General features: G+C 55.5%; 24 protein-coding genes. 10 read left to right on the top strand and 14 right to left on the bottom strand.

Going from position 1 to position 23,672, the window contains the following annotated elements; genetic code table 11:
* The first annotated feature begins 44 nt into the window (after positions 1–44).
* Both RO22_RS00575 and RO22_RS00570 read left to right on the top strand, forming a co-directional pair.
* A complete protein-coding gene (locus RO22_RS00575; RefSeq protein ID WP_041157288.1) occupies positions 45–644 on the top strand; it encodes a histidine phosphatase family protein in 600 nt (199 codons plus the stop codon).
* Between the two features lie 50 nt (positions 645–694).
* Positions 695–2,158, top strand: a complete 1,464-nt coding sequence (locus RO22_RS00570; protein ID WP_041157287.1) for a diguanylate cyclase — start codon at positions 695–697, stop codon at positions 2,156–2,158.
* Between the two features lie 19 nt (positions 2,159–2,177).
* On the opposite strand, the gene RO22_RS00565 is transcribed toward RO22_RS00570, so the two are convergent.
* The 7 genes from RO22_RS00565 to hemE form a co-directional block, all read right to left on the bottom strand.
* Complete coding sequence (locus RO22_RS00565; RefSeq protein WP_041157286.1) at positions 2,178–2,570, bottom strand: RidA family protein; 393 nt, start codon at positions 2,568–2,570, stop codon at positions 2,178–2,180.
* 99 nt (positions 2,571–2,669) lie between these two features.
* Positions 2,670–3,446, bottom strand: a complete 777-nt coding sequence (locus tag RO22_RS00560; RefSeq protein WP_022521313.1) for an amino acid ABC transporter ATP-binding protein — start codon at positions 3,444–3,446, stop codon at positions 2,670–2,672.
* Positions 3,447–3,500: 54 nt separating this feature from the next.
* Positions 3,501–4,601, bottom strand: a complete 1,101-nt coding sequence (locus RO22_RS00555; protein WP_009286182.1) for an amino acid ABC transporter permease — start codon at positions 4,599–4,601, stop codon at positions 3,501–3,503.
* A 15-nt stretch (positions 4,602–4,616) separates the two neighbouring features.
* Positions 4,617–5,807 (bottom strand): amino acid ABC transporter permease, encoded by a 1,191-nt coding sequence (locus tag RO22_RS00550; protein ID WP_022521314.1) that lies wholly within the window; start codon positions 5,805–5,807, stop codon positions 4,617–4,619.
* A 101-nt stretch (positions 5,808–5,908) separates the two neighbouring features.
* Positions 5,909–6,934, bottom strand: a complete 1,026-nt coding sequence (locus RO22_RS00545) for an amino acid ABC transporter substrate-binding protein (RefSeq protein ID WP_041157285.1) — start codon at positions 6,932–6,934, stop codon at positions 5,909–5,911.
* A gap of 269 nt (positions 6,935–7,203) precedes the next feature.
* Entirely contained in the window at positions 7,204–8,070 is an 867-nt protein-coding gene (gene speE / locus RO22_RS00540; RefSeq protein ID WP_041157284.1) for a polyamine aminopropyltransferase, read from the bottom strand.
* Positions 8,070–9,182: a uroporphyrinogen decarboxylase gene (gene hemE, locus RO22_RS00535; protein WP_035539256.1), complete on the bottom strand. Its 1,113-nt coding sequence runs from the start codon at positions 9,180–9,182 to the stop codon at positions 8,070–8,072. The genes speE and hemE overlap by 1 nt, the downstream gene beginning before the upstream one ends.
* Positions 9,183–9,458: 276 nt before the next feature.
* On the opposite strand from hemE, the gene ribA reads away from it, so the two are divergent.
* From ribA to cheZ, 3 genes are all read left to right on the top strand, one after another.
* A complete protein-coding gene (ribA, locus tag RO22_RS00530; RefSeq protein ID WP_041157283.1) occupies positions 9,459–10,094 on the top strand; it encodes a GTP cyclohydrolase II in 636 nt (211 codons plus the stop codon).
* Between the two features lie 36 nt (positions 10,095–10,130).
* Positions 10,131–10,850, top strand: a complete 720-nt coding sequence (gene trhA, locus RO22_RS00525; protein ID WP_041157282.1) for a PAQR family membrane homeostasis protein TrhA — start codon at positions 10,131–10,133, stop codon at positions 10,848–10,850.
* A gap of 281 nt (positions 10,851–11,131) precedes the next feature.
* Positions 11,132–11,818, top strand: a complete 687-nt coding sequence (gene cheZ / locus RO22_RS00520) for a protein phosphatase CheZ (protein ID WP_022521318.1) — start codon at positions 11,132–11,134, stop codon at positions 11,816–11,818.
* Between the two features lie 72 nt (positions 11,819–11,890).
* Here cheZ and RO22_RS00515 read toward each other — a convergent pair whose 3' ends face one another.
* Together RO22_RS00515 and RO22_RS00510 are read right to left on the bottom strand one after the other, a co-directional pair.
* Positions 11,891–12,514: a glutathione S-transferase family protein gene (locus RO22_RS00515; protein ID WP_027957924.1), complete on the bottom strand. Its 624-nt coding sequence runs from the start codon at positions 12,512–12,514 to the stop codon at positions 11,891–11,893.
* A 42-nt stretch (positions 12,515–12,556) separates the two neighbouring features.
* Entirely contained in the window at positions 12,557–13,510 is a 954-nt protein-coding gene (locus RO22_RS00510) for an AraC family transcriptional regulator (protein WP_041157281.1), read from the bottom strand.
* Between the two features lie 98 nt (positions 13,511–13,608).
* Here RO22_RS00510 and RO22_RS00505 point away from each other — a divergent pair, with 98 nt between their 5' ends.
* The gene (locus RO22_RS00505) at positions 13,609–14,346 is read left to right on the top strand and encodes an SDR family oxidoreductase (protein WP_041157280.1); all 738 of its coding nucleotides are present in this window, start codon (positions 13,609–13,611) and stop codon (positions 14,344–14,346) included.
* Positions 14,347–14,426: 80 nt separating this feature from the next.
* Here the strand turns inward: RO22_RS00505 and djlA are convergent, their stop codons facing one another.
* The 4 genes from djlA to RO22_RS00485 are packed head-to-tail and all read right to left on the bottom strand — an operon-like array spanning position 14,427 to position 18,329.
* Positions 14,427–15,191 carry a co-chaperone DjlA gene (djlA, locus tag RO22_RS00500; RefSeq protein ID WP_027957921.1) on the bottom strand — a complete coding sequence of 255 codons (765 nt, stop codon included), beginning with the start codon at positions 15,189–15,191 and terminating at the stop codon, positions 14,427–14,429.
* A 32-nt stretch (positions 15,192–15,223) separates the two neighbouring features.
* The gene (dxs, locus tag RO22_RS00495) at positions 15,224–17,149 is read right to left on the bottom strand and encodes a 1-deoxy-D-xylulose-5-phosphate synthase (protein WP_041157279.1); all 1,926 of its coding nucleotides are present in this window, start codon (positions 17,147–17,149) and stop codon (positions 15,224–15,226) included.
* A 2-nt stretch (positions 17,150–17,151) separates the two neighbouring features.
* Positions 17,152–18,045 carry a (2E,6E)-farnesyl diphosphate synthase gene (gene ispA / locus RO22_RS00490; protein WP_009286173.1) on the bottom strand — a complete coding sequence of 298 codons (894 nt, stop codon included), beginning with the start codon at positions 18,043–18,045 and terminating at the stop codon, positions 17,152–17,154.
* Positions 18,039–18,329 carry an exodeoxyribonuclease VII small subunit gene (locus tag RO22_RS00485; protein ID WP_022521324.1) on the bottom strand — a complete coding sequence of 97 codons (291 nt, stop codon included), beginning with the start codon at positions 18,327–18,329 and terminating at the stop codon, positions 18,039–18,041. Before RO22_RS00485 ends, ispA begins: the two co-directional genes overlap by 7 nt.
* Positions 18,330–18,566: 237 nt before the next feature.
* On the opposite strand from RO22_RS00485, the gene serA reads away from it, so the two are divergent.
* Positions 18,567–19,811, top strand: coding sequence for a phosphoglycerate dehydrogenase (serA, locus tag RO22_RS00480; protein ID WP_039857612.1), 1,245 nt, complete (start codon positions 18,567–18,569; stop codon positions 19,809–19,811).
* 110 nt (positions 19,812–19,921) lie between these two features.
* On the opposite strand, the gene RO22_RS00475 is transcribed toward serA, so the two are convergent.
* Entirely contained in the window at positions 19,922–20,611 is a 690-nt protein-coding gene (locus tag RO22_RS00475) for a pirin family protein (RefSeq protein WP_041157278.1), read from the bottom strand.
* Between the two features lie 210 nt (positions 20,612–20,821).
* On the opposite strand from RO22_RS00475, the gene RO22_RS00470 reads away from it, so the two are divergent.
* The 3 genes from RO22_RS00470 (at position 20,822) to RO22_RS00460 (ending at position 23,659) form a co-directional block, all read left to right on the top strand.
* Entirely contained in the window at positions 20,822–21,772 is a 951-nt protein-coding gene (locus RO22_RS00470) for a rhodanese-related sulfurtransferase (RefSeq protein WP_041157277.1), read from the top strand.
* A gap of 98 nt (positions 21,773–21,870) precedes the next feature.
* Positions 21,871–22,677, top strand: a complete 807-nt coding sequence (locus tag RO22_RS00465; protein WP_041157276.1) for an enoyl-CoA hydratase — start codon at positions 21,871–21,873, stop codon at positions 22,675–22,677.
* 160 nt (positions 22,678–22,837) lie between these two features.
* The gene (locus tag RO22_RS00460) at positions 22,838–23,659 is read left to right on the top strand and encodes an IclR family transcriptional regulator (protein WP_041157275.1); all 822 of its coding nucleotides are present in this window, start codon (positions 22,838–22,840) and stop codon (positions 23,657–23,659) included.
* Positions 23,660–23,672: the final 13 nt, after the last annotated feature.

Genomic DNA, 23,672 nt, shown 5'->3' with positions numbered 1-23,672 from the left:
TTTTCGAAAGTAGACACCTTCAATCTAGGGTTTGTGACAAACTTATGTCAAATACTTTACAGCCGCTCTCCGACCATTGGCGCAACCGCTATTTATTCATGCGCCACGGCCATAGTCAGGCTAATCAACAGAGGGTGATTGTCAGCTCGCCGGGGCGCGGGGTGGAAAACTTTGGTCTCTCCGAACATGGTGAGCAACAGCTTGCCCAGCTCGTTGCCGACTGGCAGTGGCCTGTGCCGACCCGCGTGGTGCATTCAGACTTTTTGCGTACCACCCAAACCGCTGCCCATGTGGCGGCCAGGTTCGAGTTGGTACCCAACGTGGATACGCGCTTGCGGGAACGAAATTTTGGCGAACTAGAGGGGTTGGGGGACGAGCACTATCCCAGTGTATGGGCGTTAGATGCCGAGGATGCTGAACACCAGCACCATGGAGTAGAAGCGTTGAGCCGGGTGGCGAGCCGTATGCAGGCGGTGATCGGTGATTGGGAACAACAGGTAAGCGGGGAAGTCATTCTGCTCGTCAGTCACGGTGATCCGCTGCAAATTCTGCTGACTGCCCTGGCCGGGAAACCGCTGACGTCCCACCGTGAGCAAACCCCGTTAGCACCCGCTAGCATTACTCTTTATGGGCATGGCGTGTAATCCACTAAAAGCTGTGTGGTAGTCTCTAAGAAAAGTAAAGAGAACCTGCTATGCCTGCTCCTTTTTCGCCGGATGCGCCGAGCCTGCTGAATGCCCTTGCTGTGGGCAGCCGCGCGCTCATCGACGCGCACTTTTGGAGTGAGGGCGTCGATCAGCTATTGGCGGCGCTAGGGGAAGCGTCGGGTGTCAATCGGGTGTGGATATTTCAAACCATAGAGCGCAACCCAAACGGTGTCTTGCAGGATTTTGTTTTTGAGTGGGCATCTTCATCGCACTATCGTGAGCGAACGCAAAAACGCTTTCGCTTTTTTACCACGCTGATCGACGATTCCGAGTATGAGGAAATGGTCAATCGTCGGGAGCGTGGTGACTCGCACACCTGTATTACCTCGCAGGTGGATTTAGGGTCGCTGCGCGACAATTTGGAAAGCCAGTCGATTTTATCGATGGTGACCGTTCCGATTATGGTGGATGGTCAGTGGTGGGGCACTTTGGGCTTCGATGACTGTGAGCGTGAAGTTGACTGGGAGGGAGCGGGGTTGCAGGCGCTAGTGATCGGCGCTGAACTGATCGCTTCGGCTATTTATCGTCAGCAGCTTACCCGCAGGCAGCGGCAGGTTGATCTGCTGCAGCAGGTCGCCGCCTGCGGCACCTGGGAGATTAATACTCGCAGTGGCGCAACCTGGTGCTCTTCGGCGTTGCTGCTTTCGCTGGGTTATCCTGGTGATTATGCAAGGCTCCCATTGCGCCGCTTACTGGCTCATGCCATGCCCACTGACCGCTTACGGGTGTTTGGTTTGATCCGCGAGTGCCAACAGCGGCTGCAAACCCAATGCCGCATTGATGTTCAGCTCAGGGTCGCATCCGGGCAATGGCGTTGGCATGAGCTGGTGATGGAAAGCTACTACTCCGATGATGGCTATTTAGCGCGTATCGGCGGCCTAGTCATCGATATTAGTCAACGTAAAAAAAGCGAAGAGCAGGCCTGGGCGGCGGCGGAGTTTGACGCCTTGACCGGCACACGCAATCGACGTGGCTTGGCTAATCACTTAGCACAACTCAATGAGCAAGCTGAAGCGGCAGCCTATTATTTGCTGATGATTGATATTGATTACTTCAAACATATTAATGATCGCTACGGTCACCCCGCGGGGGATACGCTGCTGGTGGAAATGGCAAAGCGAGTACACGAGGCCCTGCGGCCCGAGGATTGTCTGGCAAGGTTCGGCGGTGAAGAGTTTGCTGTTACGGCGGGTGATTTATCGCACCAACAGGTAGTCCAGCTGGGTGAGCGTATTCGCCAACGAGTAGCCCAGCAGCCGTTTTACCTGACGGCGGGTGATTCGCAAGCGCCGATGATGGTGACACTCACCGTCAGCGTGGGGATTGCACCTCTGGCGCTCACCAGTGATTTAGACCACAGTCAGGCAGTAGCCGTTGCCCAGGCCGACCAAGCGCTCTATGCCGCCAAAGAGGCGGGGCGAAATCGCGTTGTGGCTCACTGGCAGCCGTGATGACGACGACTGATGAGGTTTATTGCTGCGACGGTGGAATCCAGGCAATCATATCGACTTCCACATCAGCGCCGCCGGCCAAGCCGGTTACCCCGATACAGGTGCGGGTGGGTAGAGGCTGGGGAAAGTAACTGGCGTAGATCTTATTCACTTCGTCGAAGTGGCCCATATTGGTAATGAACACCCGGGACTGCACCACATATTCGAAGGCACTTCCGACTTCTTCCAGCACAATCGCCAGGTTCTGCATTACCCGATGAGTCTGTTCGGTGAAGGTGCCCAAAAGCATCTCGTTGGTCTCTGGCACCGTCGGCATCTGGCCAGTGATAAAGACCAGATCACCTACGCGGCAGGCGTGGGAAAAAGGCGCAATCGGTTGCGGGGCGCGGTCGATAAACAGCTTTTCAATCATGTTTTTATCCTTTTTTAATGTTTTTAAAACATCATGGGCCTCAAGTGAGGCCCATGATGACGAACTTATCCACAGCTGCTTTGTCGCTGGGGCTGTGTATTAATGCCCCAGAATCTGGCTTAAGAACAGCTGGGTACGTTCAGACTGCGGGTTGTTGAAGAACGGCTCTGGCGCATTCTCTTCAATGATTTGCCCCTGATCCATAAAGATCACCCGGTCGGCGACGGTTTTGGCGAAGCCCATTTCGTGGGTCACGCAGATCATGGTCATGCCCTCTTCCGCCAGTTCCACCATAACGTCCAGCACCTCTTTGATCATCTCGGGGTCGAGGGCGGAGGTGGGCTCGTCAAACAGCATCACGTCGGGGTGCATGCACAGCGAGCGGGCAATCGCTACGCGCTGCTGCTGACCGCCCGAGAGTTGCCCCGGGTACTTAGTTGCCTGCTCGGCAATGCGCACCCGTTCTAGGTACTCCATGGCTAGCGCTTCGGCCTCTTTGCGGGGCTTCTTTTGTACCCACATTGGCGCAATACAGCAGTTTTCCAGCACTGATAAATGCGGGAACAGATTGAAGTGCTGAAACACCATGCCGACGCTACGACGAATCTGCTCAATGCGTTTGACGTCTTGGGTCAGCGGTAGACCGCCCACCACAATTTCACCCTTTTGGTGCTCTTCAAGGTGGTTAATGCAGCGAATTAGCGTTGATTTACCCGAACCTGATGGGCCGCAAACCACGATACGTTCGCCGCGTTTTACCTCAAGGTAGATATCCCGCAGTACGTGAAAATCGCCGTACCACTTGTTAACGTTGTGCATCTCGACCATCAGGTCAGAAGCACTGGTGTCAGAGGTGTTGGTGGCTGCTTGTGTCATGTTGAAATCCTACTTAAAACGTAATGAGATGCGGCGCTCGTATTTAAACTCGAACTAGTGCTTATGGCCGGTGTTTAGCTTGCGCTCCAAGTACTGGCTGTAGCGCGACATGCTGAAACAGAATATCCAGAACACGAACGCGGCAAATACATAGCCCTCTACCGAGAAGCCCAGCCAGCGCGAGTCGGAAAGCGCCGCTTGCACAATGCCCAACAGGTCAAACAGCCCGATGATCATGACCAGGGTGGTGTCTTTAAACAGTGAGATAAACGTATTGACGATGCCAGGAATCATCATTTTCAGTGCCTGAGGCATCACGATTAGCCCCATGCGCTTCCAATACGTCATCCCCAGTGCCGCGGCGGCCTCATCTTGCCCTTTGGGAATCGCCTGCAAACCACCGCGAATAACCTCGGCCATATAGGCACTTTGGAACAGCGTCAGGCCGATTAGCGCACGTATAAGGCGATCCACGTTAAGTTCAGACGGCAGGAACAGCGGCAGCATCACCGAGGCCATAAACAGAATGGTGATTAGCGGCACACCGCGCCAAAACTCGATAAAAATCACGCAGAAGGTTTTGACGATGGGCATGTTCGAGCGTCGCCCAAGGGCTAATACAATGCCAATAGGCAGTGCGCCAATCATCCCCACGCTAGCCAGTAGCAGCGTCAGCATCAAACCGCCCCAGCGGTGGGTGGAGACACGCGGTAGATCAAAGTAGCCGCCGTGTAGCAGCACGTAGGCGATCACCGGGAAGATCAGCAGCGCAAACAGTGTCATCCAGCGCTTAAACGGCAGGCGCGGAATGACCATCCAGGCAATAATGCCCGCGAACATGGCAAACACGATGTTGGCGCGCCAATACTCCTCACTCGGGTAGAGGCCGTACATAAACTGGGAAAAGCGTGCGTTAACGAATACCCAGCAGGCGCCCACCCGTGTGCAGTCTTCGCGGCTGTCGCCCACCCAGTTGGCATCAATAAATGCCCACTGAACCGTTGGCACCACGAGTAGATAGAGCACGTACAGGCCCAGTAGCGTGAAGATGCTATTGATAGGGCCGTTGAACAGATTGCCGCGTAGCCAGGCAACCGGCCCAATGGTGCCTTTAGGCGCCGGGCGCTGAGGTATGGTTTCTTTATTGTGAATCATGGGGTCGCCTCCGGCCTAGCGTTCGACCAGCGCAACGCGAGCGTTGAACCAGTTCATGAACATGGACACCAGCAAGCTGATGATCAGATAAACCGCCATGGTCATGGCAATGACTTCGATTGCCTGACCGGTCTGGTTGAGCGTGGTGCCGGCAAAAACCGATACCAGGTCGGGGTAGCCGATGGCGGTGGCCAGTGACGAGTTTTTAATCAGGTTGAGGTATTGGCTGGTGAGTGGCGGAATAATGACGCGCATAGCCTGGGGAATGATGATTAGGCGCAGCACTAGCTTGCGCGGCAAGCTCAATGCCTGGGCGGCTTCCGTTTGGCCATGGGGGATGGCTTGGATGCCCGAGCGCACAATCTCCGCAATGAAGGACGCGGTATAGATAGACAGCGCCAGCCACAGGGCCAAAAATTCAGGGATAATGGTGATACCACCGCCGAAGTTAAAGCCGCGCAGTACCGGCATCTCCCAGGTCACCGGTACACCTGTAGCGACCAGTACCAGCAGTGGTAGGCCAAAGATAATCACCAGAGACATCCAGAAAACCGGTAGGCGCTTGCCGGTGGCTTCGTGACGGCGCTTGTTCCACATGACCAGTGCGATGCTGGCAATAATAGCCACCACGAAGGTAGCTGGGATAAGACCAAACCCTGACTCGAACAGTGGCTGAGGCAGGTACAGCCCGCGCACGTTCAGGAAAATGGCTTCACCAAAGGCCATGCTCTCTCTAGCGCTAGGTAACGTCCGCAGTACCGCGAAGTACCAGAAGAAAATTTGCAGCAGCAGGGGGATATTACGAAACGTTTCGATATACGCATTGGCTAGCCGAGCGATCAACCAGTTGGGCGATAGCCGCGCGATACCGACGATAAAACCAATAATCGAGGCAGCTAACACCCCCAATCCACCGACTAGCAGCGTATTGAGCAAGCCAATCACAAAAGTGCGGCCGTAGGTACTTTGGGAGGAGTACTCGATTAAGCTTTGACCAATACCAAAGCCGGCTGTGTTGCCCAGGAAGCCAAAGCCAGTGGTAATGCCGCGAGCATTCAGGTTGGCTTGGGTATTGCCGATAATATAGATCAGGAAAGCCGCGACAACGGCGACCAATATAAGCTGAAAAATAAGTGCGCGCTTAGCGCGGTCTCGCCAAAACGGCGGCTTGTGGCCAGCGGGGCGAACGTTAGGTCTTACAGACATGGATGGCGTCTCCGCTACACGGAAGGTCAATCAAATGGCCCGCCACGACCTTTAAACAGATACCTGTGAAGAGGGCGGCGGGCCGGGGTCAAGCGAGACGCTTAGCGAATCGGGGGAGCGTACTGGAAACCACCGTCGGTCCACAGGGCGTTAACACCGCGCTCAATTTCCAGCGGCGAGCCCATGCCCACGTTGCGGTCGAAGCTTTCAGCGTAGTTACCCACTTGGCTAATAATGTTGTAGGCCCAATCTGCTTCTAGGTTCATGCCTTCACCGTAGTTGCCGTCTTGGCCTAGCAAGCGAGCGATGTTGGGGTCTTCAGAGTTAAGCATTTCTTCAGCGTTTTCACTGGTGACGCCGTACTCTTCGGCGTTAATCATGGCGAACAGCGACCATTTCACAATGTTGAACCAAAGATCGTCACCATGACGAACCACAGGGCCTAGTGGCTCTTTGGAGATAACGTCAGACAGGATCATCGAGGCTGAAGGATCGTCTAGCTGAATACGTAGCGCCGCTAGCTGAGAGGTATCGGAGGTTAGCACGTCACAGCGGCCGGCCTGATAGCCACCCACGGTTTGCTCAGAGGTATCAAATACGATCGGGTTGAATTCCATGTCGTTAGCACGGAAGTAGTCAGCTAGGTTCAGCTCGGTAGTGGTGCCAGACTGAATGCAGATGGAGGCGCCGTCGAGTTCATCAGCACCGGTAATACCCAGGTCACGGGATACCATGAAGCCCTGGCCGTCGTAAAAAGTAACCCCGGTGAAGTTCAGGCCCAGAGTAGTATCGCGGGTAGTCGTCCAGGTGGTATTACGTGATAGAACGTCGACTTCACCTGATTGCAGGGCGGTGAAGCGCTCTACGGCGTTGAGTGAAATATAGTTGACGGCTTCTGAGTCGCCGAGTACCGCTGCCGCTACAGCGCGGCATACATCAACGTCGATACCTTGCCAGTTACCGTCGTCGTCCGGAGCTGAGAAGCCCGGCAAACCATCGCTCACACCACACTGAACGGCGCCACGCTCAATGGTATCTTCCAGGGTGTCGGCTTGAGCAGTTGCCATTCCCGCCAGGCTAAGTGAGCCAGCGGACGCCAGAAGCGCTAAGTGTTTTTTATTGAACATCTAGTTTCCCTCGAAGTTATTGGAATCAGCTACTGAAATCAGTTAATGAAACCAGTAGTTGAAATAGTTATGCATGCCGTAGCATGTCACTAAACCTAGCAAGGAAGATGCCAACAAGGGTACAGGCGTTAATTCAGCGCTTTTCAACGCTACTCAACGAATTCGAGACGAAGGTCTAGGTGCAAAAAAGGTTACCGCCCTCCTCGCATTGCACCGTAATAGGGCAAGCTGAGGTGGGCGGTAACACGAAGGCAGGTATTAGGCGTGGTTTACTCGGCTGCGAATGCCTTGCGCATAAATGGCGGAAGGGCGAGCGCACCTCGATGGGCGTCAACGCTATAGTATTCAAGCGGCAAGTCGTGGTTGGTGGCTGCCTGCTCGCGGAACGTATTCACGTCGGTGGCTTTACCCGCCAATGTTACGCTCCACCAGCCTGAAGGATAAACCGGCTGCGGGAAGGGCAGCGTGGCAACGCTGTCAAAACCGGCTTTCAACATGTCGTTGCGCAGCTCTCGGATGATCGAGCCACTGTGGTAAATCGGTGATTCGCTCTGCTGCACCATTACGCCGCCGCTTTTCAAAATACGGTGGCAGCGCTTGAGAAAATCGGTTTTAAACAGCCCTTCAGCGGGCCCAACCGGGTCGGTGGAGTCGATAATCAGCACATCGATGCTCTCATCAGGTGCATCGTCCACCCACTTGACGCCGTCGGCGAACAGCAGTTCAGCACGGGGGTCGTTATTCGACGCTACCAACGACGGGAAGAAACGCTCAGACGCTTTAGTCACTTCTTCGTCGATATCAATTTGGGTCACTTTCTCCACACCTGGGTGGCGGAGAACTTCTTTTAAGGTGCCGCAGTCGCCGCCGCCGATAATCACTACACGCTTGGGTTCTTGGTGAGTAAACAGCGCCGGATGCGCAATCATCTCATGGTAGAGGAAGTTATCGCGATCAGTCAGCATCACGCAGCCGTCCAGCACCATTAGGTTGCCGTAGGTCTCGGTGGCGTAGACCTCTAGGTGCTGGTATTGGCTCTGTACATCCAGCAGTTTTTCAGAGATCTTCAGTGAGAAAGCGCTGCCGTGGCTATCAAAGACTTCGGTAAACCATTGGTCGTCGCGTAAATCGCTCATCAATTGGCTCCTGAGTGCTGTGCATTTGTGTGCGTTGGAATATCGCGGTGATACTGCGGGCTCAATTCGTGCAGTGCCTCCATAAAGGCAGTGACGTTGTCGGGGTTGGTAAACTGGCTGATTCCATGGCCCAGGTTAAACACGTGACCAGGGCCATGGCCGTAGCTTTCCAGCACGCGGGCTACTTCAGCGCGGATAGCCGAGGGGCGGGCAAACAAAACGTTGGGATCAAGATTGCCCTGTAGCGCCACTTTGTGACCAACCCGGGCACGGGCATCGGAAAGCTCGGTAGACCAGTCGATCCCCAATGCATCGGCACCGGCGCAGGCGATATGCTCAAGCCACTGGCCGCCGTTTTTGGTGAAGAGAATCACCGGTACGCGGCGACCGTCGTGCTCGCGGATCAGTCCCGAAACGATCTGCTCCATGTAGCGCAGCGAGAACTCAAGGTACGCAGGGGTAGAAAGTGCGCCGCCCCAGGTATCAAAAATCTGCACCGCCTGGGCGCCCGCGCGAATTTGGGCGTTCAGGTAGTCAGTTACCGCATGCGCCAGCGTATCCAGCAACTGGTGCATGGTATCCGGGGTATCGTAAAGCATGGTTTTCAGATGGCGGAAGTCCTTGCTGGAGCCGCCCTCCACCATGTAAGTCGCCAGCGTCCAGGGGCTGCCTGAGAAGCCGATCAGCGGCATGCGGCCGTTCAGCTCACGACGAATGGTCGACACCGCACGCATCACGTAATCCAGGTCGCGCTCGGCGTCGGGCACGCTTAGCGCGGCGACTTCTTCCTGTGTACGCACGGTTTTGCGGAATTTTGGGCCTTCGCCGGTTTCAAAATAGAGCCCCAAGCCCATTGCATCAGGAATGGTTAAGATATCTGAAAACAGAATGGCTGCATCCAGCGGGTAACGCTCCAAGGGCTGCAGGGTGACTTCGCAGGCCAGGTCATGGTTGCGGCAAAGATCCATAAAACTGCCCGCATCGGCCCGGCTGGCGCGGTATTCCGGCAGGTAGCGGCCCGCTTGACGCATCATCCACACCGGGGTGCGGTCGACGGGCTGGCGCGCTAGTGCGCGAAGAAAGCGATCATTTTGCAAAGGTGTAGTGGTCATAGACACTTGCTCTTAGGAAATTTGCCCGCATCGTATTGGAAACCGTACTTGGGAGCGTACTAGAAACCGTTTTGGGGATCGTATGAGGGCAATTGTACTTGAAGATAGGTGTTAGGGCGGCGTACTCGATGGCAAAAATCGTCGCACCCGGCCAATTTTTCTCCATTATTTAGTCGCTTTGTCAGCGTGAGGCGGGCGCCGCTTCCTGTTAGAATACTGGCCCACTTTGCCAACACTGGTGTGGTTAACTGGTTTGGTCAATCAGCGAGGTAACCTGTGACCATTCGCTTCATTGCCGCTTCCCGGCTGCCCACGCCCTGGGCAACGTTTACTATGCATGGCTTCGAAGATGAGGCTACCGGCAAGGATCATATCGCCTTAACGTTGGGTGATGTGACCGGCGGCGAGCCGGTGTTAGGGCGGGTGCACTCCGAGTGTTTGACCGGTGACGCACTCTTCTCCATGCGCTGCGACTGTGGCTATCAGCTCCAGGAAGCGCTGAAACGCATCGCTGAAGAGGGCCGCGGCGTGCTGTTTTACCTGCGCCAAGAGGGGCGGGGAATAGGCCTGTTAAACAAAATTCGTGCCTACCACCTGCAAGATCAGGGCGCTGATACGGTCGAGGCCAACGAGCAGCTCGGTTTTGGCGCCGACATGCGTCGCTATGATCTGTGCGTGCCGATGCTTAACCATTTGGGCATCACATCGTTAAGGCTGATGACCAACAATCCGCGCAAGGTGGATGCCCTCACCCGCGACGGCGTGAATGTCGTCGAACGTTTGTCGATCACCACCGGTCTCAACCCTCATAACGAGCAGTATCTCTCAACCAAAGCGGGCAAGCTTGGTCATATGATGGCTTTGGATGACTTCACCCACGCCAGTGATGTGGATATTGAGCGCAAGGGGTGATACGAGTGGGGGATGGCATGCGAGGAGCGCTCCAGGATGAACGCCGTCAGTAAGGAGCAGTACAAGCAGTATAAACAGCAGCGTGAAAACCCTCCCGAAGAGCAGGGCGAATTCAGTGTATTCGAAGAGTGGCTGCACAGTATCACCCATGGTATCGGTGCTGTGCTCAGTTTGGTGGGAATGGTAGTACTGTTGGTTGCGGCGAGTTACGCCGGCCATGTCGACCCGTGGAAAATTGTCAGCCTGAGCCTGTACGGCACCACGCTAGTCCTGCTTTATACCGCCTCTACCCTTTACCACGGCATCCCTCATCGGCGCTGGAAGCAGCGCTTTCAGTTACTTGATCACTGCGCGATTTATTTACTCATCGCAGGTACTTACACGCCCTTTTTACTCGTCAATATGCGCGGCACAACAGGCTGGGTTTTGTTTGCCGCCGTGTGGTCGCTGGCGTTGGTGGGGATCGCCTGCATACTGCTATGGCCTCAACGTTTTTCGATATTACGTGTGGCGATTTATCTACTCATGGGCTGGATGATCGTGCTGGCATCAGGAGAGATGGCGGCAAGTCTTTCAACGACCGGCATTGCCCTGCTGGCCGCAGGAGGAATTACCTACACGCTAGGGGTGATTTTCTACGCCGTGCGTGCGATTCCCTACAACCATGCGATTTGGCATCTGTTTGTAGTGGCTGGCAGCATCTGTCACTACTTTGCCGTTTATAGCGCCGTTCTACCGCACGTTTCAGCTGCTTAATGGTTAATCGCTCGACTTCGAACCATTGCCTGCTTGAACCCGCCTGTAAATTAGATGGTTTTTAAGGGGTTAAAAATACCTGTAACTCGCAGTTTCCCACTGTAGACTAAACGTTAAACTTAAGTTTTAGGATGTTGAGCCGACAGTAGTATCAGGTTTAGATGCAGACCTTGATGTATTTAACGCCGTGCATCCTGAAAAAACACAGTGGGTTCGTATAGTGATGTCTATTGCCACACCCAAAACGACATTCAATAAGCTTTTCCAACAAGAGGATTGTCATGAGCACTGTTAACAACGCCCACGACACGACGATGCCGTCGGTACTGGGCAAAAAAGACAGTACTGATGAGATGGTGCATCGCATAGGCCACTTAACGCGCCTACTGCGGGACAGCATGAAAGAGCTGGGCCTAGATCAGCAGATTAGCCAGGCGGCGCAGGCAATACCGGATGCCAATGACCGGCTCAACTACGTTGCCTCAATGACGGAGCAGGCCGCAGAGCGGGCATTGAATGCCGTTGAGCGCGCTCAACCGGTGCAAGACAGCCTTGAAGAAGAAGGCGCTGCGCTTAATGAGCGCTGGCAGGCGGCGGCAGCTAAGCTCGCGGCAGTAGAAGGTGATGCTAAGCTCGTCGAGGATACACAGAACTTTTTGAGCAGTAAGCTTCCCACCGCAACCGGGGCTACTCAAAAAGAGCTGCTTGAAATCATGATGGCCCAAGACTTTCAGGATCTCACCGGTCAGGTGATTAAGAAAATGATGGAAGTCATCAAGCTCATCGAAGAGCAGCTTGTTCAGGTGCTGGTCGATAATGTTCCTCACGTCACCGACGGCGTTAAGATGGAAGATGACCGCGATGAACATGCCAAGCTTCGTAACGGGCCGCAGGTGAACCAAAATAAGACGGATGTGGTGGCAGGGCAGGATCAAGTAGACGATTTGCTTGATGACCTTGGCTTTTAAGCAACGCCCGACTAGTTTAAAAACCGTTGCCACATACTGCCAGCAACGGTTTTTAAAGCGTTTAGATGTTGATTAACTCTCTGCTGCTGCCTGCTCTTTTTCGATTGCTCTAGCCATCGCGGCGCGCTGAATATGGCGTTCGCGATAGGCCAATAGCGGTTCGGGTAAGCGGTGCTTCATGCTGACCGCCCACGATAAAGTATGGGTTAAAAACAGATCCGCAAGGGTAAAGGTGTTACCCACCAAGTTTTCTTGCCCGTTGTAGCGGCGCTCCAGCGCGCTTAGCGCACGCTGAAACTCCCATGCGCAGACCGGCAAAATAGCGGGAACGCGTTTGTCTGTGGGCAAGGCAAACTTATGCTTGGCCTGATTCCACAATGGCTGTTCCATTTCGGTGACGATAAAGCTGAGCCACTGGTCGACCTGAGCTCGAGCGGCAGGGCTGCTGGGTAGGAGGGTGCCGTCGCCATATTGCTCCGCTAGATAACGGCAAATCGGCACTGATTCAAATAGCGATACTTCTCCATCTTCAAGAACTGGCACCTTGCCATCCGGGTGACGCGCCAAATGCTTGGCTGTTTGCCCCTCGCCTTTATCCAGCGCCACATGCTGGCACTGATACTCTAGGCCTAACTCTTCAAGCGTCCACGCTGCTCGTAGCGAGCGGGAGTGGGGAAAGCTGTACAGCGTGATCATGGCGTGCTCCTGGCGAAAAACGATTCTTTAATCTAGCGGTCGTTAGCGATGCTGTCGATTCTCTTCCTTGCCCACAGGTTTTTTTAACTGGGCTTTGGGGGAGTGTCCAACGGTTCGTTTAAAGGCGGCGCCGAAAGCACTCTGTGACATATAACCCACGGTTTCAGAAACCTCTGCGATACTTAGGCCTTCCTGAATCAATCTTTGCGCCAGCTGCATTCGCCAATGCAACAAGTAATCGATCGGTGATTTTCCTACAGCTGTTCGGAAGGCATTAGAGAACGAAGATCGCGACATGCCGACTCGATGTGATAGGTCTGCGACTGTCCAGGGGCGACTAGGCTCAGAATGCATGAGATCTAACGCGGCGCCAATTTGAGAGTTATTCAGTGCTCCAATCCAGCTGGTTAAAACATCTTCAGGTTCCGCTGTGGTGCCAGCATATTCCCGTTTTGCAAAAGCACGTAGAAGTTGAACCAGCAGCATGTCAGCTAAATGTCGCCGCATTAAACCGAAACCAATCTCGGTACGACGGATTTCGGTATCCAGGATTTCTAAAGTATGTCGCAAAGAGGCTGCCGATGGTGCAGCAGCCGGAATTCGCATGAATGGCGGTAGAGTGTCGATCAATAATTGCGCGTGTAGATCATCTAATAGAAAGCTTCCAGCAAGCAGTACTGTCTCGGCGCCGCCGTAATGACCAGTATCGGAATGTTCCCAGTCGATAACGGCCACTCCGTCCTCGGCCAAGAGGTTGGGATCACTGGCAATAACGTAGGGTGGCGTGTGTGAAAGAAGGAATACATCACCTTCATCAAGCCAGATATGTTCTTGGTTTGGATATATCAGCCAGCAGCCTCCACGCATAACGGCTGCGAATTTAAGAGCAGGTTTTGCAGGAAAGCGAAGTGCCCAGTCCCCACCGGCTTCGAGTCTGGTACATCGCGCACTACGCAAATCGAGTAGCGAAAATACTTCCGTTAGCGTATCGCTCATTATTAATACGATCTCTATAAAAAACTGTATTTTCCAGCATAGATAAACCAGCTGAGGCTCACCATAATATTTTCATTGACCGAGAAGGGGGATATGAAATGACGGGTATCAGCGGCAAGGTTATCGCTATCACGGGAGCAAGCAGCGGCATTGGCCGAGAAACCGCACTTAAGCTGGCTGGAGTGGGGGCAAAGCTAGTTCTAGGGGCTCGCAAAAGGGAAGCGCTGGAAAGCCTCGAGGAAGAGATAACGCTGATGGGGGGCGAAGCGGCCTTCGCAATAACGGATGTCTGCGTCCGCGAGGATCTGCAGAGACTGGTTGACGTTGCCTGTCAGCGGTTTGGTCAGCTTGATGTTTTCATTTCCAACGCAGGCATCGGCCCCATCTCAATGTTAGATGAACTGCGCGTTGACGATTGGGATGCGATGATTGATGTGAATTTGCGCGGAGTCATCTATGGCATCGCGGCTGCACTACCGATTTTCCGTCGGCAGTCCTCGGGGCACTTCGTGAGTGTGATTTCAACAGCCGGGCTAAAGATCGTTCCAGGGCAGGCTATTTACGCAGGTACAAAAAATGCCGTACGCACTATCCACGAGGGACTTCGACAAGAAGCAGGCCCCAACCTGCGAGTAACGGGGATATCTCCCGGCATAATTCGCACGAGTTTTGGCGACGCTATCCCTTCTCAAGAGCTTCGAAATAAGGTTGCGGACAGCATGGAGTCAATAGCCATTGACCCTGCTGCTGTTGCATCGGCCATCGCTTTTGCCATTGCCCAACCATCCGAAGTCGATATTGGAGACATTGTCGTTCGGCCAACGGCGCAAGGGTAAGATCAAAGGCCTAGAGCTATCGAAGTTACCCTTGTGGGGCCTCGTTAACTAGCTTTTGGAAATTGGCGATTGCGGTCAGACTAAGCGTTCCCCCTTGCCTCGCGGATCCGCTCGTAGGCATTGCCGATTTCGCTGGTGCGTGCCTGTGCGATATCACGCATGCTCTCGGGCAGGCCTTTGCCGGCCAGTTTGTCCGGGTGGTTTTGGCTCATCAGACGGCGGTAGGCTTTTTTGATTTCAGCATCGCTGGCGTCATCAGAAACCCCCAATACGCGGTAAGCGTCCTTGAGAGCCTCTTCGCTGGCGCCTTGAGAGTTCGCGGCCGCGCCGTGCAACATCGCTTCGATCTGCTGCACTTCGGCGTCGCTGCAGCCTACGCCCCGGGCGACACGTAGAATCATCTCGTGCTCGGCGGGGTGAAGCACGCCATCTGCGGCGATAGCAGAAAGCTGAACCTGGATAAATACCTGGCGCAGTACCGGCTGGCGTTGGGTTAAGCGGTTAACGGTGGCCAGCTCGGCGTCTAGATCGAAGTCATCGGCGCGGCCACGCTCGAAGGCGGCGCGAGCCTTGGCGCGCTGTTCGCCCTGGAGGTGCATTTGATCAAACAGCTTTTCGGCAACGTCCAACTCGCCGTCGGTCACTTTACCGTCGGCTTGGCATAAGCAGCCCATCACCGAGAAAATCGACTCCAAAAAGCCTTCCTGGATGCGCATCCGCGCGATATTCAGGCGGCGGCTAAGGCGCTTGCCTAGCCACCAGCCCAGGCCACCGCCAATCAGCAGCCCTACCGGGCCTCCAAACGCAAGGCCAATCAAGGCGAAAATAATAATTAGAAATAGCATATTAGTCTCAAAGTAATTTAAAAAATAATGGCTTATGGCAGTCGAGCGCGAATAGCCTGCTCAATGCCTTCGATATCCAGTTGACAGTCGGCAAGCAGCTGCGCGGGAGTGCCGTGCTCTACAAAGGCGTCCGGCAGGCCGAGATTGAGCACTTCCACCTGAACGCCTTCGGCGTGGAGCAGCTCATTCACGGCGCTACCTGCGCCACCGGCAACCACATTTTCTTCCAGTGTCACCAATAGTTCGTGCTCGTCGGCTGCGTGCAGCACCGCATCGCGATCCAGCGGTTTGATGGAGCGCATATTGATATGGGTTGCGTTGAGTCGTTCGGCGACTTCCGCTGCGGCGCTGTTGAGGCTGCCAAAGGCGAGCAGCGCAATACGCACACCATCGTTGTCGGCATGGCGGCGCACTTCCGCTTTGCCAATGGCGAGTGGCTCAAGGTGCGCGGGAATTTTCGCACCTGGGCCGGTGCCACGGGGGTAGCGCACAGCAGCAGGACCAGGGTGGTGATAGGCGGCACTGAGCATGGCGCGGCACTCGGCTTCATCCGCCGGGGCCAGAATCACCATGCCGGGCACGCAACGCAGAAAGGAGAGATCCATGCTGCCGTGGTGCGTGGGGCCGTCTTCGCCCACCAGGCCCGCGCGATCAATCGCAAAGGTGACATCCAGGTTCTGTACGGCAACGTCATGAATCAACTGGTCGTAACCGCGCTGCAGAAAGGTGGAGTAAATCGCCACCACGGGTTTCATGCTTTCGCAGGCCATACCCGCCGCGAGCGTTACCGCATGCTGCTCAGCAATCGCCACATCGAAATAGCGCTGAGGGTACTCTTTGGAGAAGCGAATCAGGTCGGAGCCTTCGCGCATGGCGGGGGTAATGCCCATCAGGCGCTTGTCGCTTGCCGCCATATCGCACAGCCAGTCGCCGAACACATTGCAGTATTTTTTCTTAGCGGGTGGCGGGGTAACCACCGGTTTCTTGACTGTCGTCGCGTTGGCTAACGTTTCGGGCTTTTCCAGCTTAGTAATAGCGTGGTAGCCAATCTGATCCGCTTCGGCGGGCAGAAAGCCTTTGCCTTTCACCGTTTTGATATGCAGAAACTGCGGGCCGTCGAGGTCGCGCAGGTTTTCGATCGTATGGGTTAACGCGTCTAGGTCATGGCCATCAATGGGGCCTACGTAGTTAAAACCCATCTCTTCAAATAGCGTGGCGGGGCTGACCATGCCTTTCATGTGCCCTTCAGTGCGCCGGGCAAGTTCCAGGGCGCCGGGCAGGTGCGAAAGCACTTTTTTACTCTCTTCGCGTATTTTCAGGTAGGGCTTGCTGGAGAGCACCCGGGCTAGGTAGGTCGCCATGCCGCCGACGTTCTCGGAAATCGACATCTCGTTGTCGTTGAGCACTACTAATAGATTGGCATTCACGTGGCCAGCGTGGGCGAGGGCTTCAAAGGCCATGCCGGCGGTCAATGCGCCGTCGCCAATAATCGCGCACACGTGACGCTTATCGCCCTGTGCCTTCGCTGCCAGTGCCATACCCAATGCCGCCGAAATCGACGTGCTGGAGTGGCCGACGCCAAAGGTGTCGTACTCGGACTCGGCGCGGCGTGGAAATGCTGCCAGACCGCCGTGCTGGCGAATACTTAGCATGGCCTCGCGGCGGCCGGTGAGAATCTTGTGCGGGTAGGCCTGATGGCCCACGTCCCACACTAGTCGGTCGTGGGGCGTTTGGTAGACATGGTGCAGGGCAACGCTCAGCTCGACCACGCCGAGCCCAGCGCCAAAGTGACCGCCGGAAACACCCACGCTATAGAGCAGGTAGGCGCGTAGCTCGTCGGCCAGTTGGGCGAGCTGGGAGGCATTCATGGCCCGCAGCGCGGCGGGGTGGTCAAAGGAGTCGAGCAGCGGCGTCGTTGGGCGCTCGCGGGGGATTTCGTCGAACAGCTTCATGGGCATCTTTAGTGGTCGCGCTCGATCATGTAGTGGGCTAAGTCGGCCAGCGGTGCAGCACGCTCGCCTAATGGGGCGAGTGCGGCAATGGCCTCGTCAATCAGGCTGTGCGCTTTGCGTTGAGCACCCGCTAACCCCAGCAGGCTGGGGTAGGTGGGCTTGGCGCGTGCGGCATCGGCGCCTGACGTTTTGCCTAGGGTAACGGTATCGCCGGTCACATCTAGGATGTCGTCGTGAATCTGAAAGGCTAGACCAATGGCGCGGGCGTAGCGAGTAAGCGCGTCTAAGCGCGGGTCATCGTCGTCGACGGCTACCAGGCCGCCCAAACGCACTGCAGCGACGATCAGTGCGCCGGTTTTATGGGCGTGCATATGGGCCAGGGCATCGACATCTGGGTGATCGCCGACGGCGTCTAAATCCAGCGCCTGCCCCGCCACCATGCCATCACGGCCAGAGGCGGAGGCCAGGGTGTGCACCAAATGGCTCAGCCGGGGGTGCGCATTGCTGGCCAACACTTCGAAGGCCAGCGCCTGCAGGGCGTCTCCGGCCAGAATCGCACTCGCTTCATCAAAGGCTTTATGCACAGTGGGCTGACCACGACGCAGGTCGTCGTCATCCATGGCTGGAAGATCATCATGGATCAACGAGTAAGCGTGGATTAGCTCAATGGCCGCGGCGGGGGCATCCAGAGCATCGTCTTTAGCACCGAGTGCCTGACCAGCCATATACACCAGTAGCGGTCGCAGGCGTTTGCCGCCGGCCAGCAGGCCATGACGCATTGCCGCCTCGAGGCGTGGCGCTACCGCTGGGCGGTTATCAAACAGCGCCGCTAGGGTGGCATCTACGCGGGCATTGCTGGTCTGACGCAGGGTGGCAAGCTGGCTAGGCTGCATGGCTACCATGGGGGCGTCTCCTTGCTCTCATCCTCGGCCGCATCCTTAGGGTCGTCGGGGCCAGTAAAGGGCGTTACGTTTAAACGTCCTTCGCTATCTTCACTCAGCGCCCGCACCTTGAGTTCGGCGCTATCCAGGCGCTGCTGGGCATCGCGGGTCAGCCGCACGCCCTGTTCAAACGCGGTCAGTGCATCTTCCAATGAGAGCTCGCCTGACTCGAGACGTTCAACGATGGTTTCGAGTTGCTCAACCGTCGCGGCAAAGTCCTGTGGGGGTGATGTCGTGTCACTCATTGGGGGGTGCCTGTAAACCGGTATTTTTAAAATAAGCCCACAGTATACACCGAGGCTGGGGGGCGGCGTCTGCCCTCTTCAATACAGCTTGTTGCGCGACTTGCGATCCATTCATTGTCACCACGCAGACTTTTCATCATTCACACCCGGCCTGAACGATGCGGGCTGTGCTACGATATGCGCCTCCCGTGAACCGATACACGGCGCATGCCGCCGACCATAGAGGTTGATTCAGCCATGGCCAAAACGTCCCTGGACAAGAGCAAGATCAAGATCCTGCTACTCGAGGGCGTCCACCAAAGTGCGGTGGACAATTTTCACACGTCAGGGTACGCCAATATTGAGCACCTGCCGACGTCCCTTGATGAGGATGCGCTGATCGAAAAGATCCGCGATGTTCACTTCATTGGTATTCGTTCCCGCACCCAGTTAACGGAGCGCGTGTTCGAGGCGGCAGAGAAGCTAGTCGGCGTTGGCTGTTTCTGTATCGGCACCAATCAGGTCGATTTAACCGCTGCCCTCACCCGCGGTATCGCGGTATTTAACGCGCCGTACTCCAATACCCGTTCGGTGGCCGAGCTGGTGCTGGCAGAAGCGATTATGCTACTGCGCGGTATCCCAGAGAAAAACGCCCGCGCTCACCAGGGTGGCTGGCTGAAGTCAGCGAAGAACTCCCACGAAGCGCGCGGTAAAACGCTGGGTATCGTTGGCTACGGCAGCATCGGTGCGCAACTTTCGGTGCTGGCCGAATCGCTGGGCTTTAACGTCATTTACTATGATGTCATCGCCAAGCTGGGTATGGGTAATGCAAACCAGGTAGCAAGCCTTGAAGAGCTGCTGGGTCGTTCCGATGTCATTAGCCTGCACGTGCCTGACCTTGCCTCTACCCGCTGGATGATCGGCGCAAAAGAGATCGCTGCCATGAAGCCCGGTGCGATCTTTATTAATGCCTCCCGCGGTAGCGTCGTTGAAATCGAACCGCTTGCCGAAGCGCTTAAAGCGGGCAATCTCAACGGCGCGGCGATTGACGTCTTTCCGGTAGAGCCGAAAGGCAACGAAGAAGAGTTTGAGAGCCCGCTGCGTGGCTTGGAGAATGTGATTCTGACCCCGCATATCGGTGGCTCTACCCTGGAAGCTCAGGAGAATATCGGTATCGAAGTGTCAGAAAAGCTGATTACTTACTCTGATAACGGCACCACCGTGACCTCGGTCAACTTCCCCGAGGTGGCGCTGCCCGCTCACCCGGACAAGCACCGTTTGCTGCATATTCACGATAACGTACCGGGCGTGCTGTCGCAGATTAACCGCGTGCTGTCTGAAAATGACATCAACATCTCCGGTCAATACCTGCAGACCAACGAAAAAGTCGGTTATGTGGTCATTGATGTAGATAAAGCCTACGGCCCCCAGGCGCTGGAAGCATTGAAGCAAGTGGATCACACGCTGAAAATTCGTGCGCTCTACTCGGCGCAAAATAGCTAACGCAATTGGTTAAAAAAATAGCTAACGCAATTGGTTAAATAAGTTGGCTGTAAAAACGGCGCCTCTTGCGAGGCGCCGTTTCGGTTTAGGCAGTTTAGTAGGTTCGGTCTTTAAGCAAGATCAAACAGCAGCACTTCGCCTGCTTCCTTGCCGGTAAGGTTAATCGCCTCATCCGGTTGGAACGCCGCGGCGTCGCCTGCGCTCAGCGTCTCACCGTTAACCTCCATTTCGCCGTTCACTACATGCAGCCAAGCGTAGCGCGAAGGCGGCGCTGTTGCCTGTTCGCCAGCGTTAAACAAGCCTGCGTAAAGGTTCACATCCTGGTTGATGCTCACAGACCCGTCGCGGCCTTCTTCAGAAGCCACTAAACGCCATTGCCCTTGACGCTCAGCGACAGGGAAAGCCTTCTGCTCGTAGCTAGGCTTGATACCGAGCTGCTTGGGTTCAATCCAGATCTGCAGGAAGTGCAGCTCATTCTCCTTGGAGTGATTGAACTCGCTGTGCAGTACCCCAGTGCCCGCCGACATGCGCTGCACATCGCCTGGGCGCATCACCTCGCCATTGCCCATGTTGTCTTTGTGCTCCATTTCACCTTCAAGCACATAGGAGATAATCTCCATATCCCGGTGAGGGTGGGCGCCAAAACCATGGCCGCCCGCTACGCGGTCTTCATTGATCACGCGCAGAGCGCGGAACCCCATATGGTTGCGGTCAACGTAGTTGGCAAAGGAAAAGGTATGGAAAGAACGCAGCCAGCCGTGGTCGGCGTAGCCCCGCTCGTTTGAACGACGAATAATCATGGTGTGCTCCGCAGGTTGCGTGAGATTGAATAATGACAATATACGCCTTACTGACGCCCCGTGGGGTGAAGCTTTCTGCACGTTCCTGTCGAATAAATCGATGTATTAAATGTGATTGCCAGCGCTAAACTTTTGGTTAGCTTTCGAGTAAAATCCTGGCCTCTTCTAACCCGGTCCGCCCTTTGCGAGGGTGACTACCAGGAGTTTTGCATGTCAGTAACTGTTCAAACGCCGCCCATTGTGGTCGCTGCGCTGTACAAATTTGTCACCCTCAATGACTTTGAAGCGCTGCGCGAACCGCTGCGCCAAACCATGCTCGATAACGATGTAAAGGGCACGCTGCTGCTCGCCAAAGAGGGCATTAACGGCACGGTGGCGGGTAGCCGCGAAGGTATCGACGCACTGTTGACTTGGCTGACTGCTGACCCACGCTTGGCTGATATTGATCACAAAGAGTCTTTTTGTGACGAAACGCCGTTCTACCGCACCAAGGTCAAACTCAAAAAAGAAATCGTCACCCTCGGCGTGCCGGATATCGACCCTAACGATACCGTGGGCACTTACGTCGAGCCGGAAAACTGGAACGACATCATTGCCGATCCAGAAGTACTGGTGATCGATACCCGCAATGATTACGAAGTGGCGATTGGCAGCTTCGAGCGGGCGATCGATCCTAAAACCACCACTTTCCGAGAGTTTCCTGAGTACGTGCGCGAGCACTACGACCCGGAAAAACATAAGAAAGTAGCGATGTTCTGCACCGGCGGCATCCGCTGTGAAAAAGCCTCCAGCTTTATGCTTAAAGAAGGCTTTGAAGAGGTCTACCACTTAAAAGGCGGCGTGCTGAACTACCTGGAAAAAGTCCCGGAAGAGCAGTCGCTGTGGCGCGGTGAGTGCTTTGTGTTCGATAACCGGGTCACGGTGCGCCACGACTTAAGCAAAGGCGAGTTCGAGCAGTGCCACGCTTGCCGCATGCCGATCTCCGCCGAGGATATGCAGTCTTCTGCTTACGAGCCAGGGATTAGCTGCCCCCACTGCATCGACTCGTTGCCGGAGAAGACCCGCGCGGCGGCCCGTGAGCGCCAACGCCAAATCGATTTAGCCAAACAGCGCGGCGAGCCGCACCCCTTAGGCCGTGACACCCGCCTAATGAAAAAATGAAGTAGCGCACTTGTAGGTAAGATTTTTAAACAAAAACGTACGTAAAGCTTGTGCGCTAGACTGATGGGCAAAGTGTTACTCAACCTCAGGAGTTCACCATGCCCATCACCACTGATGACCTTTCCACAACGGCCTCCCTCCTACAACGTTTTGACCAGCAAGGCGTCACAACGCTGACGATGAGCGCGCCAGAGCGCTTTAACGCGCTCTCGGAAGCCATGTTGCAAGCGCTTCACGACGCGTTAGCCGAAATTGCCGACGATAGCAGCGTGCGCTGTGTGGTACTTGCCGCCGAAGGCAAAGCCTTCTGCGCCGGGCATGATCTGAAGCAGATGCGTGCCAACCCCGATAAAGCCTACTATCAAGCGCTGTTTGCCCGCTGTAGCGAAGTGATGCAGGCCATTGTGCACTTGCCTGTGCCGGTCATCGCCAAAGTGCAGGGCATAGCCACCGCTGCGGGCTGCCAACTGGTGGCGAGCTGTGATCTGGCTGTGGCGGCGCGCAGCGCACGCTTTGCTGTTTCCGGTATCAATGTTGGCCTGTTTTGTTCTACTCCAGCGGTAGCGCTTTCCCGCAACGTTGCGCGTAAACACGCCATGGAGATGCTGCTTACCGGGGAGTTTATAAGCGCGGATCAAGCCGCTGAGTGGGGGTTGATTAACCGCGTGGCAGATGATGACGCGCTGGACGAAGCAACTGAAGCCCTGACCACCAGTATCTGCGCGAAAAGTGCTGTTGCAGTGCGCACCGGAAAAGCCATGTTTGCCCGTCAGTTGAGCATGCCGCTCGACGAAGCCTACGCCTTTGCCGGGGAAACCATGGCCTGCAATATGTTGGCCGAAGATGTGGGGGAGGGGATTGATGCGTTTATAGCCAAGCGGCTACCGCGCTGGAACCATCGCTGAATGGAATTCGTTTCCGTAAACGCGACAATTGCCATGTTGTCACGTTATCCTGACACCCTTTGTATTTTCAGGGAAGCCGTCGTCAGCAAGGGCGCTTTTAGTAAGTAGTAGGAGCGCTTTTGGGAGCGTCTTTTAGTAGTGCCTATTTGGAGAAAGCCAAGTGAGTGAAGCCAAACGCAGGACGGTCGGTCGTCCGGCGAGTACCGCCAAAGCTAGCGGAGGCCATAGCCAGTCGTTGGTGCGTGGCTTAACGCTGTTGGAGTACCTTGCGGCCAGCCCGCTTGGGTTGGCCCTTTCAGAAGTGGCAGAGATGGCCGAATTGGCGCCCTCTACCACCCACCGCTTGCTGCAAGCCTTGCAGAGTCAGGGGTTTGTGACCCAGGAGAACGAGCAAGGCCTATGGCGAATCGATGTCAAAACCTTCCGTATCGGCAATAGCTTTCTTGAAGCCCGCGACGTGGTGGCCACAAGTCGCCCTTTTCTACGCCGTTTAACCGCTGAGACCGGCGAGACCGCTAATTTGGGCATTCGCGATGGGGTCACGGCGGTATTTTTAGCGCAGCATGAATCACCGCAAATGATGCGCATGATCACCCGCCTAGGTTCCCGCGCGCCGCTGCATGCCTCTGGCGTAGGTAAAGCGCTGCTAGCGTGGATGCCTGATGATGAGCGCGCCAAACTGCTGGATGGCAGCGAGTTGGCAAGAGTGACCGCCAATACGCTCTATCAATCCGACACACTTCAAATGGAAACGGAGCAGATTCGTGCCCAAGGCTTTGCCTGTGACCGTGAAGAGCATGCCATTGGCCTGCACTGCGTGGCCGCCTGTGTGTTTGATGAGCACGGCACGCCGTTGGCGGCGATCTCGGTGTCTGGCCCGGTGGCGCGCATCCCGGAAGATCGCTTACTCACCCTGGGGGTGCTGGTTCGCCAAACGGCCGATGAGATAACCCAGCAGTTGGGTGGGCAGGTGCCCCGTTAACGTCGCTCACTGA

It is taken from the genome of Halomonas sp. KHS3 (genome assembly GCF_000830495.1).
Classification (GTDB): domain Bacteria; phylum Pseudomonadota; class Gammaproteobacteria; order Pseudomonadales; family Halomonadaceae; genus Vreelandella; species Vreelandella titanicae.
The sequence above is the reverse complement of the archived record's forward strand: the minus strand, read 5'-3'. Positions and strand labels throughout refer to the sequence as shown.

What these genes read in the sequence shown, in the direction of transcription:
- RO22_RS00575 (WP_041157288.1), top strand. Translation starts at nt 45, where the DNA reads ATGTCAAATACTTTACAGCCGCTCTCCGACCATTGGCGCAACCGCTAT.
- RO22_RS00570 (WP_041157287.1), top strand. Translation starts at nt 695, where the DNA reads ATGCCTGCTCCTTTTTCGCCGGATGCGCCGAGCCTGCTGAATGCCCTT.
- RO22_RS00565 (WP_041157286.1), bottom strand. Translation starts at nt 2,570, where the DNA reads ATGATTGAAAAGCTGTTTATCGACCGCGCCCCGCAACCGATTGCGCCT.
- RO22_RS00560 (WP_022521313.1), bottom strand. Translation starts at nt 3,446, where the DNA reads ATGACACAAGCAGCCACCAACACCTCTGACACCAGTGCTTCTGACCTG.
- RO22_RS00555 (WP_009286182.1), bottom strand. Translation starts at nt 4,601, where the DNA reads ATGATTCACAATAAAGAAACCATACCTCAGCGCCCGGCGCCTAAAGGC.
- RO22_RS00550 (WP_022521314.1), bottom strand. Translation starts at nt 5,807, where the DNA reads ATGTCTGTAAGACCTAACGTTCGCCCCGCTGGCCACAAGCCGCCGTTT.
- RO22_RS00545 (WP_041157285.1), bottom strand. Translation starts at nt 6,934, where the DNA reads ATGTTCAATAAAAAACACTTAGCGCTTCTGGCGTCCGCTGGCTCACTT.
- speE (WP_041157284.1), bottom strand. Translation starts at nt 8,070, where the DNA reads ATGAGCGATTTACGCGACGACCAATGGTTTACCGAAGTCTTTGATAGC.
- hemE (WP_035539256.1), bottom strand. Translation starts at nt 9,182, where the DNA reads ATGACCACTACACCTTTGCAAAATGATCGCTTTCTTCGCGCACTAGCG.
- trhA (WP_041157282.1), top strand. Translation starts at nt 10,131, where the DNA reads ATGAACGCCGTCAGTAAGGAGCAGTACAAGCAGTATAAACAGCAGCGT.
- cheZ (WP_022521318.1), top strand. Translation starts at nt 11,132, where the DNA reads ATGAGCACTGTTAACAACGCCCACGACACGACGATGCCGTCGGTACTG.
- RO22_RS00515 (WP_027957924.1), bottom strand. Translation starts at nt 12,514, where the DNA reads ATGATCACGCTGTACAGCTTTCCCCACTCCCGCTCGCTACGAGCAGCG.
- RO22_RS00510 (WP_041157281.1), bottom strand. Translation starts at nt 13,510, where the DNA reads ATGAGCGATACGCTAACGGAAGTATTTTCGCTACTCGATTTGCGTAGT.
- RO22_RS00505 (WP_041157280.1), top strand. Translation starts at nt 13,609, where the DNA reads ATGACGGGTATCAGCGGCAAGGTTATCGCTATCACGGGAGCAAGCAGC.
- djlA (WP_027957921.1), bottom strand. Translation starts at nt 15,191, where the DNA reads ATGCTATTTCTAATTATTATTTTCGCCTTGATTGGCCTTGCGTTTGGA.
- dxs (WP_041157279.1), bottom strand. Translation starts at nt 17,149, where the DNA reads ATGCCCATGAAGCTGTTCGACGAAATCCCCCGCGAGCGCCCAACGACG.
- ispA (WP_009286173.1), bottom strand. Translation starts at nt 18,045, where the DNA reads ATGGTAGCCATGCAGCCTAGCCAGCTTGCCACCCTGCGTCAGACCAGC.
- RO22_RS00485 (WP_022521324.1), bottom strand. Translation starts at nt 18,329, where the DNA reads ATGAGTGACACGACATCACCCCCACAGGACTTTGCCGCGACGGTTGAG.
- serA (WP_039857612.1), top strand. Translation starts at nt 18,567, where the DNA reads ATGGCCAAAACGTCCCTGGACAAGAGCAAGATCAAGATCCTGCTACTC.
- RO22_RS00475 (WP_041157278.1), bottom strand. Translation starts at nt 20,611, where the DNA reads ATGATTATTCGTCGTTCAAACGAGCGGGGCTACGCCGACCACGGCTGG.
- RO22_RS00470 (WP_041157277.1), top strand. Translation starts at nt 20,822, where the DNA reads ATGTCAGTAACTGTTCAAACGCCGCCCATTGTGGTCGCTGCGCTGTAC.
- RO22_RS00465 (WP_041157276.1), top strand. Translation starts at nt 21,871, where the DNA reads ATGCCCATCACCACTGATGACCTTTCCACAACGGCCTCCCTCCTACAA.